Genomic DNA, 11,999 nt, shown 5'->3' on the forward strand with positions numbered 1-11,999 from the left:
ATAGTAATCGATCTAGTTTGTCTGATGAGTTGGATATACCAAGAGATACTTCTGTGAACGATGAGCACACCATCAGGATTTTAGAAGAGAAGATAAGGGCGATGCAGATTGAGACGGAGAGTCTTAGGAAGGAATTAAATTATTATAAATCTGAAATGGAAAAATTACTCAGCCCACCTTTAATTGAAGCTATAGTTTTAGACGTTCTGGAAGACGGTAGGGTTATAGTGAAAAGTACTTCTGGCCCAAATCTCGTTGTGAATGTATCAGATACCGTGGATTTTAAGTCAATAAGGACAGGCAAATATGTTGCGCTCAATCAGAGAGGCTCTGCCATTGTGGAAGTATTAAGGGATAGAGAAGATCCTTTGATAAAGTCAATGGAAATAATAGAAAAACCTAACGTGAAGTACAACGATATAGGGGGCTTAGATCAGCAGATCCTAGAAGTTAGGGAAGTCGTTGAACTGCCTCTCAAAAAACCATCTTTATTCAAGGAATTGGGAATAACCCCACCTAAGGGCATACTACTTTACGGACCCCCTGGGACCGGTAAGACTATGTTGGCTAAGGCTGTGGCTGCAGAGAGCGAAGCCACCTTCATTCATGTTGTGGCATCGGAGTTCGCACAAAAGTTCGTTGGCGAGGGTGCTAGAGTTGTCAGGGACGTGTTCGAATTGGCTAGAAAGAAAGCTCCTTCAATTATATTCATAGATGAAATTGATGCAATAGGGGCAAAAAGGGTTGACTTAGGAACAAGTGGTGAGAGGGAAGTCCAAAGAACCTTGATGCAGTTGCTAGCGGAGATAGATGGTTTTCAACCACTTGATAATATAAAGATCATAGGTGCCACAAACAGGATAGACATATTGGATCCTGCCCTGCTCAGACCAGGTAGGTTCGATAGGCTCATAGAGATACCATTACCAAACATACAAGGAAGAAAGCAAATCCTAAGAATATACCTACGAAATATGAAAATTGATGGTTCTGTTGACGTGGATGAGCTGGCAAGAATTACGGAAGGTTTCAGTGGAGCTGACTTAAAGAACCTATGTACTGAAGCGGGATATATTGCCATAAGGGAAGGAAGTCACTTCATAAACATGACCCACTTTAAAGCGTCAATAGATAGGCTCAGATCTAAAAAAATAAGTAAGGATGTTATCGATAGAGGAGAGAAGTATGTATGAATAGACTAAAGCAATTTGTGACAGACCCAGAAGACGTAGGTTCTCACTTTGAATATCTGAAAAGCATTTTCGGATATCAATTCGGGGAAGAGGTTTCAGACTGTGTATTTAGGGATAACCAATTTTTCAAGATTCAAAGATCTGTAAACACGTGGAGAATTAGAAATGTGCTTTATGACGGTGAACTTTTTCTAGTTCTTCGACCGCAGGATGGATTATTTTCCTTAACCTTAAAATCCGCCTCTCTTATAAAGCAGTGTGCCCCATTTCCTGACTATAGGGTCGCGGTAAAAAGAGAGGTTAAAGACGTTATACAGAATGAAACTGGCAACGTTTTCGCAAAGCATGTGGTAGAGGTCGATAGGTCACTCCGTAGTGGGGACGAAGCTATTATAGTTAGTGAAGATGACGAGTTAATAGGTGTTGGAAAGATGAGGTTGTCCGGATCGGAGGTAATGGAATATAAAAGGGGGGTTGCAGTATCAGTTAGGGAGAGGTGGAAGAAACGAAAATAGTCCTTAAAGAGATAACAGAGGAGAAGCTAAAGGATGCCATGTTCATTTCTGGCTTTAGGACTTTAGGAGAGGTGGGTTATCTTTCAATAAGGCATCTAATTCTAAGCAGGAAAATGAAGAGAATAGGATTCGTGATAACTAAGTATTTGCGCGATGTAACGTTCTTGGACGATTATGGTATAGCGACTCCATTTGAGTTATTCTATGATGAAGAGTTTCATACAGTTGCGCTTCTAAACCATTTACTTCCATTCCAGAGGGAGTGGAGCGAGTTCAGTCATGGGATAGTTAAGTGGTTGAAGAAAATAAGGGTCAAAGACGCAGTACTTGTAGGGGGTCTTGATAAGAGGTATAAAGATATCAACCAACCCATAAAATGGATGAAAACTAGTAAAAGTAATATAGAATTGAACTATCCATTGCTTAATAAGCAGCTTATAGTAGTAGGTCCTCTAGCGCTCTTCACAGTATATGCAGAAATTGAGGATATTCCAGCTACCGTCCTTCTCCCTTATGCTGACAGGGAAAGATTGGATCCTGCAGCCGCAGCGATAGCTGTGGAAACGTTGAATCATATTGTAGGATTTAAGGTAGATACAAAAGAACTTTATGAAGACGCCAAAAAAATAGAGCAAGAGCTTCAGAGACAACTGGAGATGATACAGAAAGAGTTATCCAAATCCGGAGTAGATAGACATTACATGTGATAAAATAGATTTCTCACACTCCTGGAACTTTACCTCCTTGTAATTTTTAGTTTCAATGAACTTCTTTATGAACGCAATTGTATTATTTATGGTCTCCTCGTCTATACTTTCCGGCATTTCGAATTGAGCCATTGGAAAGCTCTCTGATGGCATCACAGGAACTATTCCATAGAAAGGCAACGCTACATAAATGTCATAGTCCTTTTCGTTTTTAGCCCGTATTGATTTAACCTTTGGATCGGAGATAAATGGACTACTTAATTTATCTGCACAGATCACTAGAGCTTTTTGTTTTTTTGTGCGCAATTTTGAAATATAATTTGAATGCCTTAGCAACTCAGGTCTTGCGGCTGAATTATGATCAAATAACATTATTCCCTTTATTTCCCCCTTAACCCTTGGATCGTATTTTTCTAAGTACTCCGACATCTTTATTATTTCCCTGAAAGCTGAGTATAGTGCAGGATGAGAGTAAGCTTTTTGTTGTATGTATTCAAATAATCTTCCTTCCTTTATAGCTTGCTTTACGTAATTGATTTCTTCCTTTATTTTCCAAAGGTTATGTAGAGCAAGAAGCTTAGTTCTCTGTTTATCCTCCATCTCCATTAGCTCTTTGGGGTCATATCTAGAACATACGGGACAGCTACAGGGGAAGTAATCCAAATCATCCAACCTATATGTCCTCTCCCTTGTGAGGTATCTTCCATCTCGAGCGAAAATAGCATATGATGCTGAATCGAAGCTGTCTACGCCCAACGCTACTGCAAAGGGAATCAAGTGCGGAACGCCTCCTCCAAAGAGATGGAATACCTTCCCTCTACTCACATTTCTTTTGGCAGCGTAGATGGCTTTCGTTAAGGTTGCGTATTTATATCTCTCCATTAAAACTGTAGGACTTCCTAGGGCTAGCATAGAAAACTCAGAATTAGCATCGGCCTGTCTTGCAGAATGTTCAACAAGATCTAGAAATGAACCTCCTTGAATTGGATGTACCCAAATTACATTCTGATTTTCCTTTACGATGTCCAAGACTTCTTTGCCTCTAGCTATTGTTAAGTCCACAGTTCTTTTGGCTTCATCCCAATCATCAATATCACCTGTCGGAACGTCAAGAAAGACCCCTATGTCAGGCTCTATACTGGCTTCATATGTAACAATTTCTCTGTTCGAAATTTCTATTTCTCCGTACTCCAGAATCTGATATGCACCAGAATCAAGCATAATTATTGAATCCTTTCCATATATCTGGTGAATCTTATCAGGAATCAAATTATTCTTTTTTAAAATGAATGCATTAGTGATAAAATTTTTAAATCCTAAATTTTTAATTTCCTCAACAGTGATGTCGTTTCTTGAGGGATTAATAACTGGGAAAAATGCGGGGGTTTCGAGTTTACCGGTCTTGGTCTCTAACAATCCAATCCTGCCAGCTAGATCCTCATCCTTTGTTTCAAAATCTCCAATCATTTAACGTCTCCTTTTTTCTTCTTTGCGATATAATCATTATAGAGATCATAAATTCTTTGGGCCATTGGTCCGCTTCCTTCGACTCCACTCTCTGATACCTTTATTTTCTCCATTACAGTTATGACTCCGGCTTCCTCATATAATTTCACGTCACCCTGTCTTAATCCTAAAGTCTTTTGTAACATCTCAGCAAATTCCCTAACGTCAAACAAAGGTGGAGATTTTACGATAACTTCAGATATCATAAGACCGTTTATAAAAACCTTATAGTAGACATTATTTTCGTTGTCTTTTGCGTTAGCTAAACCGATTATAAAAGGGTTCAGCTCGTATGAGGAGAGGAGACCTGAGTAACTCCGGCCATTGCTAAGTTTTACTATCACGGTCTTGTCCAGCAAGGTATTCATGTCACCCATGATCCTTTTTGTACTGCTCATAAGGTTTAACCCACATAAAGTTAAAATAGGGGAATTTAAATAGTCAAGTGATTTCCTTGCCAGATACGTTCATATATTCAGAAGAATGCGTTGTAAGGTCTATAGAAAAGGGCCAACTAAGAGATTTACTTATAGTTAACCTAGACTGCAACAACCTATCAATGAATTTAGATATGATATCGTCCATTAATACTCTGAACGTCAATGAGAAAGTTAATGTGATCTTTTCTGCTAGTAAACCAGAATTCGGGGTCGATGATTTCTGCGCCCATGGTTACGTGGTAACTGAAAAAAGGAAAAAAATAGAGAATGAGGAAAATTTTGTGACAATAATTTCTTTCTTCGGCCCTTTATTACGAATTTCATCTAAAACTAGTTTTCTGGAACGGTATAAACTAAATATCATGGATCACATTTACTTCTGTATAAAGAAACAGTCAGTAGTAGTTCTTTCAAAATGAATTTTCTAATACAGATATAAAAATATAGTTTCTAGGTACTTCACCACAGACTTGACGGAGCCTTTCGAAAGTCGATTTATTGGTATAAAGAATATTTTGAAGAGTATATCAATTAATAACTATTTTATATAAAAATATATGATGCTGGAGAGTTAAATAAGTTTAAGATGAGATAAACTCAGTATGTATTTTCTGGTCTAGCGAGATTGATAAAATATCAATACCATCTCCTGAAGTCACATCCCTTTCGGCAGAGGCCCTTAGTGATTTAATAGCCAACTCCCTTCCCTGAGCCAAATTCATTGATTCCTTGTACTCAGCTTCTAAAACTCCTATAGCCACTCTAGCTCCAGAGCCAACAGCTGCATATAAGTCATCAAGTAGAGAACCAAGAGGATCTAGCACAAATAGGTTTGGTTTACCCTCATCTACTCCACCAAATAGAACCTCTGAGATAAATGGCATGTACTTGTATTGGTAGAGTAATATGGAAAGGAGTTTTGCAGCAGCCTTTGTTGTAATTGGTCTATTATTGTATAATTCATAATATTTAATGTTAGCATTCATTATTCTAGTTAAGGCCTGTAGATCCCCAAAAAGACCTGCTCCACCAATACCGAATCTACTGATAGGAAAAACTTTCTTTGCAGATTTACTTAGCACATATCCTCCGTAGCTTAGCCTTCTCACTGCACCTAAAACTATACCGTCCTGAACCTTTAGACCTACTGCGGTAGAAGGTAACTCTTCCATGAATATATTCCCCTATCCAATCTACATCGAGTCAGGGTTATAATATTTGTCTTAACCGACCAGACGCAGATTGGTTTTAGGTGGTTTTGGGCCCACGTGTTGCGTCCAGTCCCATTTCATTATATTATAATATTTTTTGTTAATTCGTCTATCTTTAGACTTTTTTGATCTCTAGTGGAAAGATTTCTTATGGTGACTTTTCCCTCTTCCTTTTCCCTTTTGCCTATAATTACCATGTGGGTAAAGCCTTGTTCAGCATAGTACGGAACTAACTTTGAGAGGGAGAGATCTTTTACGCCAAGAACTGAAACCAAACCCTCCTGTCTTAATAAGGAAGAGACCTTAATTCCGAAATCTACCACAGAGTTATCTAGCATAACCACCACTACCTTAACGTTTGGCTTAGGTAAATGATAATCTTTAGACAAGGCGTGTATAGTTCGTTCTATTCCTATCGCAAATCCAACAGCAGGAGTTCTTTGCCCTCCATAAATCTCAATTAGTGTATCATACCTACCTCCACCCGCGATACTAAAAGGTAAATCGCTCTTGATTACCTCAAAAATAGGACCAGTATAATACGCCAATCCTCTTACAAATGAAAAATTAAGTTCGTATCTAATATTAAGTGAGTTTATCACTTGCGTTAAGAGCTGTAACTTTAAGAACTCATCCTTTATTTGTGCTATATTATTTTTATCTGTAAATTCTATTAGCTCTTCTAGTTTTGGTGGAGAACTTCTGTTTGTCAGTAAGAAAAACAATTCTTTGAGCTTAGGCTGACCCTCCAATCTAGGTCTAAGAATGGCCTCGGCCTCATCTAGATTACCCTTATCCATTAAATGAAGTACGTGTTCCTGATCATTTTCGTTGAGAGAGATTACATTAAATATATGTCTATAAACCCCAATATTATTGAGTTTAATAGAAATTTTATCTTTTAATCCGAGATTATTGTAAAAATTTTCTAGGATATGAATAATTTCTATATCAGCTAAAATTGAGTCTGATCCAAGGAGTTCCACACCTGCTTGCCTAAATTCCCTATATCTTCCCAGTTGTGGTTCATCATATCTGTAAACTCTGCCTATATAAAAGAGTCTAACAGGTTTAGGGAAATGCTGTAAGGATTTTAAATATAGTCTCACGATACTCGGTGTTATTTCAGGTCTGAGAGCTAATTCCCTATTTGCCTTGTCTTTAAATACGTACATTGTCTTTCTAAGCTCTTCCCCACCCTTTATCGAAAATAATTCAAAATCCTCAACAATGGGCGTAATGGCTTCGCTGTAGCCGGATTTTTCTACAGTTTCTCTAAATACTTTTTCTACATATCTTATGATATCTGCCTTTTCATCAAAATAGTCCTCCATTCCTCTGACAGGTTCATAATCAATCATTTGTCCATTCACTTGTGTAAGCTGATCTCTTCAAGGTTATAATATGTTATATCTCCATACTTATCCACAATTGCCATCAATGCCTCAATTCTCATTGTCTTAGCAAAGCTAAGCACCTCTATTACTTTATTTAAATCGATGTTTTCATTTTCTGATATAGTGAAAACAATGGCATTAAGCTTGTTTGACTTATCGCTAATTCCTAGGCTTGATCCAAGGTTAAGAAAAGATACCTTCTTGCCCTTCATTCTTAAATCCAAATATACAACTAATTTGTTCCATATCATATTGTCAAAATTAAGCATTTGCCTTATGCTATCAAGAACAGTATCAGTGTCGCCTTCGAATATTCTTTCCGCTATGTTGCCTAACTGGCTACTTTCCATTTGATTGCTCAATTCAGCTTAGGTACTAAATTACTTTCGCTCAAATCCCCCAACTTTAACCTTTGAAAATACATGCTAATAATATCGATCTCAAAAGATTTCATATGCAACAGAAGTGTGAGATTTGCGGATCAGATAATATAATCCACGATGAAAAGAGAGGGGAGGTCATTTGCTCGAGTTGTGGGACAGTTTTGGATCGGATTTACTCATATCAATTTCCTCCCGTCGATCCAGATATTTTAACCCTTAAGAGCCCAGTTGATATAAATGAGAATAAACAGAATACAAGACTGATTAAGGAATTCGAATATATCTTTAAATCTACAAAGAAAGTTAGAAAAGTAAGAAAAATAAAGATAGATTTAAATCATAATGTATTTGGAAAACTAGCTCATTTCAAGCTATATACAGAGGATAGCTTGATAGCAATGGATATGTTAAAAAAGAACCCTAACGCTTTGGCGATATATAAGTATCTTAGTGACAACGGAGTATTCAGCGGAATGAAGTTTAAAAATAGGGTGATACTAGCTTTCTATTTATTGAATAATGGGGATTTAAATAAAATAAAAGATATTATTAAAGACTTACATGTAGATCTATCTAATCTCAAAAAGGTGTCAAAAAGAGTTTCCTACGACATGAGAATAAGGATCAATGAACTAGTTATGGACAATACTTGACTAGAGAATGATCGAAATACGACCCAAATACTATGGAGAATGAGGATAGAAAAGTTTTTATATAACCTCTTTCTAAGAGATGCTGAAAGGTGATCGTTATGGCATCACAAGCTACAGTAGCTACAACCCCAGAAGGTATCCCCGTAATAATTTTAAAAGAAGGTTCAAGTAGAGCCTTTGGAAAGGAAGCTCTTAGGGCAAATATAGCGGCTGTGAAGGCCGTTGAGGAAGCGTTAAGGACAACCTATGGGCCTAGAGGGATGGATAAAATGTTAGTTGACAGTCTAGGAGACATTACTATTACTAACGACGGTGCTACTCTACTAGACAAGATGGATTTACAGCACCCCGCTGCGAAACTGCTAGTGCAGATTGCTAAGGGTCAAGATGAAGAGACTGCAGATGGGACAAAAACCGCAGTCATTCTTTCAGGCGAGTTAGTTAGAAAGGCCGAGGACCTTCTATACAAAGAAGTTCACCCAACTATCATTATTAGTGGGTATAAGAAGGCTGAGGAAACCGCTATTCAAACCATCCAAGAAATTGCCCAACAGGTAACGATAAATGATGTGGACTTATTGAGAAAAGTCGCAATAACTTCTCTAAGCAGTAAGGCAGTAGCTGGGTCGAGGGAATATCTTGCTGACGTGGTTGTGAAAGCTGTCTCTCAAGTAGCAGAACTTAGAGGGAACAAGTGGTATGTAGACTTAGACAATGTACAGGTTGTAAAGAAGGCAGGTGGAAGTATAAACGACACTACATTGGTTTATGGTATAATAGTGGATAAAGAGGTAGTACACCCTGGGATGCCTAAGAGAGTTGAAAATGCCAAGATAGCTTTGATAGACGCTCCGTTAGAGGTTGAAAAGCCTGAGCTAGACGCTGAAATAAGAATAAATGACCCCACTCAGATGGAGAAATTCTTACAAGAAGAAGAGAACATAATAAAAGAGAAAGTGGATCTAATTGCTAGAACTGGAGCAAACGTTATTATTTGTCAGAAAGGGATAGACGAGGTAGCTCAATCCTATTTAGCAAAGAAGGGTATATTAGCTGTGAGGAGGGCAAAGAAGAGTGATCTAGAGAAGTTGGCAAGAGCCACTGGTGGCAGAGTTGTCTCTAACATAGAAGAGATTTCAGAACAAGATCTAGGTCATGCAGCTCTTGTAGAGGAAAGGAAGATAGGAGAGGACAAAATGGTATTTGTTGAAGGAGCTAAGAATCCAAAAGCGATTAGCATACTTATAAGAGGTGGCCTTGAGAGAGTAGTAGATGAGACGGAAAGAGCTCTAAGAGATGCTTTAGGTACTGTCGCAGATGTAATAAAAGACGGTAGGGCCGTTGCAGGAGGCGGCGCAGTAGAGATAGAAATTGCTAAGAGACTAAGGAAGAGAGCTCCTCAAGTAGGAGGCAAGGAGCAGTTAGCCATAGAAGCCTATGCCAATGCCTTGGAGAGTCTTGTTATGATACTAGTAGAGAACGCAGGATTTGACCCAATAGACCAGTTGATGAAGCTAAGATCTTTACATGAGAATGAGGCCAACAAGTGGTACGGAGTTGACTTGAACTCTGGACAACCAGCAGACAACTGGAATAAGGGGATAATCGAACCGGCTCTAGTCAAGATGAATGCCATCAAAGCAGCTACCGAAGCTACCACATTGATCCTCAGAATAGATGATCTGGTAGCTGCAGGGAAGAAGTCCGGAGGAGCCGGATCCAAAGAGTCAAAACCCGAAAATAAGCCTTCCGAAGAGGATTAAAATTTTTACATTTTTATTTTTATTATTACAGGTATTTTTATATTAGGCGCAGATATTATGGCTTCTCCTATCTCTAATTTGTCCATTGCATTGTAAAGCGAAAGGTCTAATGAAAGAGACTCCGCAAGTATTTTCTTATCAAAGTCAGATTTTATGCTATGAATAATTTTAGTATTTGTATTTTTAAGAACTTCTGGAGTAATTGAGGAAGGCGATTGTGAAATTATGCACAAACCTAAGCCAAATTTTCTAACTTCCGTTATGAGTTTTTCTAGAAATTCATTATCTTTATGAAAGTAATTGTGGGCTTCCTCTATGACTAAGAGAGCGTTCTGACTAGGTTTATTTCTTATATAGTAATCTGAAATTATTTTAATGATAAACATACTGTAAATTCTTCTTAATCTCAAGTTAGAAATAAAACTTAAATCTATAACCGAATTTAGGAGCTCATTTGGATCCATTTTTTCAATTTGATTATCAAATATTTTTTTAGCATCGCCTACAAATAGAAGATAGATCTTTCTCAGTAGTCCATACTTGACCTCCCTCATCCAATTTGATGTTTCATCTACACTTCGCAGGATTCGTATTAACGTTTTAAGATCAAATTTACCAACTTTCCTTATTCGTATCAAAACTGTATATAGTAGGAATTTTTGGGGGTCGGTCAGGTTAAGCACGTCACCTAATATTTCGACTATATCTTCTATATTTCCTAGCCTTAAGGGGTTTATCTTAAAGATATTGTCCTGATTTCTAATATTTAGAAATTTTAGTTTATCAATATATTCTCCGTGCCAGTCCAGAACTATGCTCTTGTAACCTCTTTCGTATAACCTTTTAATTAGAATAGATGCCGTGGTGGATTTCCCACTCCCTGTGCTACCAAAGATCCCAATATGTCTTGTAAGATCGGCGAGTTTTATTCCTGTTTTTACATATGTTAGGTCTGTTTTCATTTCACCTAGCTCAATATCATAATCGTTGCTTAATGATAGGTTAGTCGGGGAGTCTATTATCTTATGGTAAACTTTCGCATAACCTAAGTTCCCCCAAGAAGTTGGTACGGGTATTGATTTCTCAGATGTTGGAGAAATTTCCAGGTGTAAGTGAGGAGATACAGCCTTGCTAATGTCCTGCAGATCTCTAACTTCATTCAAGATATCATCCTCACAAGAAGAACATTCTTTAATTATCACGAGGGCAGAGGAGGCCTTTTTCTTAGAAAGGTTAGTAATTACATAATATTCAAAACCTACGTCACGCCTGCCAATGGTTTCCATCAGATTCTCTAATTCTTTTTGAAATCCCACATTATTTTTGTCTACTTCAATTCTTCCGCTTATTTTTAGAACGGCCCCCGTGAATGTTCTATTGTTGGATTTAATTTCAAAGATCTGATGTTTATTAACTGTATCTGAAATGATATTGTTCCGTCCGAGAAAGTATTGCGATAATACAGCAACTATACTTAACAGTATTGGGAGTACTAATAGGACTAACGGGAGATGATATATCTGAAATAATAGTAGAGCGACTCCTACAGATATGAGGATTAAAGGTGGTAAACGGGAATTCATGGATATGGTTAGATTTCATAAAGTGAACCTCTCACTCTATTGAAAATATAGAGTTTTTAGATAACGCTAGCCTCTCCTCATAAGTTTCTATACTAATGACATCACTAATATCTTCATCCTTGCAACATTGTATGATATAAAATTCCCCGGTGTATCCATCTGGAATTGAATTTTCCATTGCTTTTTTTATCTGATTTGTTGAATTTAGAAGAGAAAGGAAGTATAGTGTAGGGTTTTTAATCCTCCTTTTCTGGAAATTTTGGAAAAATATGTAGCATGCTTGTCTTATTACAGACTCGGGTGGCAAATTAATCAAAGCTTGACTTACGCAATTCCCGTCATAGTATATCAGCTCAGACTTACTTCCGATATGTGAAGCTTTAATCACTCTCATACCTATCCGCCGTGGTTAATTGGGATGATTTCAATCAAATCATCACTGCCTAAGTTAAGGTCATACGACTTCAATAATCTAATATCCTTTCCGTTTACTAATACCATGAAGCCGGATCTGATCCTGTTACCCTTTAAGAGAACACCTGTTTTATCGATGAACCTAAGTACATCTATTAATGACCCGGAAGGGACTTGGAGTTCCTCTCTTCCGAAAATATTTGATAGAGGCCCCTTTAGGATTATCTTTGTCAT

The 11,999-nt window shown here is 37.6% G+C and carries 14 protein-coding genes; 6 read left to right on the forward strand and 8 right to left on the reverse strand.

Features of this window, described 5'->3' with window-relative positions; genetic code table 11:
- The first annotated feature begins 17 nt into the window (after positions 1–17).
- From GWK48_RS05320 to GWK48_RS05330, 3 genes are read left to right on the forward strand one after another with little or no spacing between them, the layout of a single operon-like run.
- The gene (locus GWK48_RS05320) at positions 18–1,193 is read left to right on the forward strand and encodes a proteasome-activating nucleotidase (protein ID WP_174630278.1); all 1,176 of its coding nucleotides are present in this window, start codon (positions 18–20) and stop codon (positions 1,191–1,193) included.
- Positions 1,190–1,708: a PUA domain-containing protein gene (locus GWK48_RS05325; RefSeq protein ID WP_174630280.1), complete on the forward strand. Its 519-nt coding sequence runs from the start codon at positions 1,190–1,192 to the stop codon at positions 1,706–1,708. The genes GWK48_RS05320 and GWK48_RS05325 overlap by 4 nt, the downstream gene beginning before the upstream one ends.
- Positions 1,690–2,415, forward strand: coding sequence for a proteasome assembly chaperone family protein (locus GWK48_RS05330; RefSeq protein WP_174630282.1), 726 nt, complete (start codon positions 1,690–1,692; stop codon positions 2,413–2,415). Before GWK48_RS05325 ends, GWK48_RS05330 begins: the two co-directional genes overlap by 19 nt.
- Here GWK48_RS05330 and tgtA read toward each other — a convergent pair.
- The gene (tgtA, locus tag GWK48_RS05335; RefSeq protein WP_174632573.1) at positions 2,380–3,879 is read right to left on the reverse strand and encodes a tRNA guanosine(15) transglycosylase TgtA; all 1,500 of its coding nucleotides are present in this window, start codon (positions 3,877–3,879) and stop codon (positions 2,380–2,382) included. The genes GWK48_RS05330 and tgtA overlap by 36 nt on opposite strands.
- Positions 3,879–4,319 (reverse strand): Lsm family RNA-binding protein, encoded by a 441-nt coding sequence (locus GWK48_RS05340; RefSeq protein WP_174630284.1) that lies wholly within the window; start codon positions 4,317–4,319, stop codon positions 3,879–3,881. The genes tgtA and GWK48_RS05340 overlap by 1 nt, the downstream gene beginning before the upstream one ends.
- Positions 4,320–4,375: 56 nt before the next feature.
- Here GWK48_RS05340 and GWK48_RS05345 point away from each other — a divergent pair, with 56 nt between their 5' ends.
- A complete protein-coding gene (locus tag GWK48_RS05345) occupies positions 4,376–4,780 on the forward strand; it encodes a DNA-directed RNA polymerase subunit G (RefSeq protein ID WP_174630286.1) in 405 nt (134 codons plus the stop codon).
- Between the two features lie 162 nt (positions 4,781–4,942).
- Here GWK48_RS05345 and psmB read toward each other — a convergent pair whose 3' ends face one another.
- The 3 genes from psmB to GWK48_RS05360 form a co-directional block, all read right to left on the reverse strand.
- On the reverse strand, positions 4,943–5,533 hold the full coding sequence (gene psmB / locus GWK48_RS05350) for an archaeal proteasome endopeptidase complex subunit beta (RefSeq protein WP_174630288.1): 591 nt from the start codon (positions 5,531–5,533) through the stop codon (positions 4,943–4,945).
- Positions 5,534–5,652: 119 nt separating this feature from the next.
- Positions 5,653–6,933 (reverse strand): histidine--tRNA ligase, encoded by a 1,281-nt coding sequence (hisS, locus tag GWK48_RS05355; protein ID WP_174630289.1) that lies wholly within the window; start codon positions 6,931–6,933, stop codon positions 5,653–5,655.
- An 8-nt stretch (positions 6,934–6,941) separates the two neighbouring features.
- Complete coding sequence (locus GWK48_RS05360; RefSeq protein WP_246263922.1) at positions 6,942–7,319, reverse strand: ribonuclease BN; 378 nt, start codon at positions 7,317–7,319, stop codon at positions 6,942–6,944.
- 104 nt (positions 7,320–7,423) lie between these two features.
- Between GWK48_RS05360 and GWK48_RS05365 the strand changes: the two genes are divergently transcribed.
- Positions 7,424–8,005, forward strand: a complete 582-nt coding sequence (locus GWK48_RS05365; RefSeq protein ID WP_174630291.1) for a TFIIB-type zinc ribbon-containing protein — start codon at positions 7,424–7,426, stop codon at positions 8,003–8,005.
- Positions 8,006–8,103: 98 nt separating this feature from the next.
- Positions 8,104–9,768, forward strand: coding sequence for a thermosome subunit beta (thsB, locus tag GWK48_RS05370; protein WP_174630293.1), 1,665 nt, complete (start codon positions 8,104–8,106; stop codon positions 9,766–9,768).
- A 5-nt stretch (positions 9,769–9,773) separates the two neighbouring features.
- Here thsB and cedD read toward each other — a convergent pair whose 3' ends face one another.
- From cedD to urm1, 3 genes are read right to left on the reverse strand one after another with little or no spacing between them, the layout of a single operon-like run.
- The gene (gene cedD / locus GWK48_RS05375; protein WP_174630295.1) at positions 9,774–11,351 is read right to left on the reverse strand and encodes a DNA-translocating ATPase CedD; all 1,578 of its coding nucleotides are present in this window, start codon (positions 11,349–11,351) and stop codon (positions 9,774–9,776) included.
- Positions 11,352–11,382: 31 nt separating this feature from the next.
- Positions 11,383–11,739 (reverse strand): hypothetical protein, encoded by a 357-nt coding sequence (locus GWK48_RS05380; protein WP_217451760.1) that lies wholly within the window; start codon positions 11,737–11,739, stop codon positions 11,383–11,385.
- An 8-nt stretch (positions 11,740–11,747) separates the two neighbouring features.
- Positions 11,748–11,999, reverse strand: coding sequence for a Urm1-like protein (gene urm1, locus GWK48_RS05385; RefSeq protein ID WP_174630298.1), 252 nt, complete (start codon positions 11,997–11,999; stop codon positions 11,748–11,750).

Origin of the sequence: Metallosphaera tengchongensis (assembly GCF_013343295.1) — an archaeon.
In the GTDB taxonomy this organism is placed as follows: domain Archaea; phylum Thermoproteota; class Thermoprotei_A; order Sulfolobales; family Sulfolobaceae; genus Metallosphaera; species Metallosphaera tengchongensis.

Excerpts from the sequence above, each read along its gene's own strand:
- GWK48_RS05365 (WP_174630291.1), top strand. The coding sequence starts at position 7,424 with ATGCAACAGAAGTGTGAGATTTGCGGATCAGATAATATAATCCACGAT.
- cedD (WP_174630295.1), bottom strand. The coding sequence starts at position 11,351 with ATGAATTCCCGTTTACCACCTTTAATCCTCATATCTGTAGGAGTCGCT.
- thsB (WP_174630293.1), top strand. The coding sequence starts at position 8,104 with ATGGCATCACAAGCTACAGTAGCTACAACCCCAGAAGGTATCCCCGTA.
- GWK48_RS05340 (WP_174630284.1), bottom strand. The coding sequence starts at position 4,319 with ATGAGCAGTACAAAAAGGATCATGGGTGACATGAATACCTTGCTGGAC.
- hisS (WP_174630289.1), bottom strand. The coding sequence starts at position 6,933 with ATGATTGATTATGAACCTGTCAGAGGAATGGAGGACTATTTTGATGAA.
- GWK48_RS05325 (WP_174630280.1), top strand. The coding sequence starts at position 1,190 with ATGAATAGACTAAAGCAATTTGTGACAGACCCAGAAGACGTAGGTTCT.
- urm1 (WP_174630298.1), bottom strand. The coding sequence starts at position 11,999 with ATGACAAAGATAATCCTAAAGGGGCCTCTATCAAATATTTTCGGAAGA.
- GWK48_RS05360 (WP_246263922.1), bottom strand. The coding sequence starts at position 7,319 with ATGGAAAGTAGCCAGTTAGGCAACATAGCGGAAAGAATATTCGAAGGC.
- psmB (WP_174630288.1), bottom strand. The coding sequence starts at position 5,533 with ATGGAAGAGTTACCTTCTACCGCAGTAGGTCTAAAGGTTCAGGACGGT.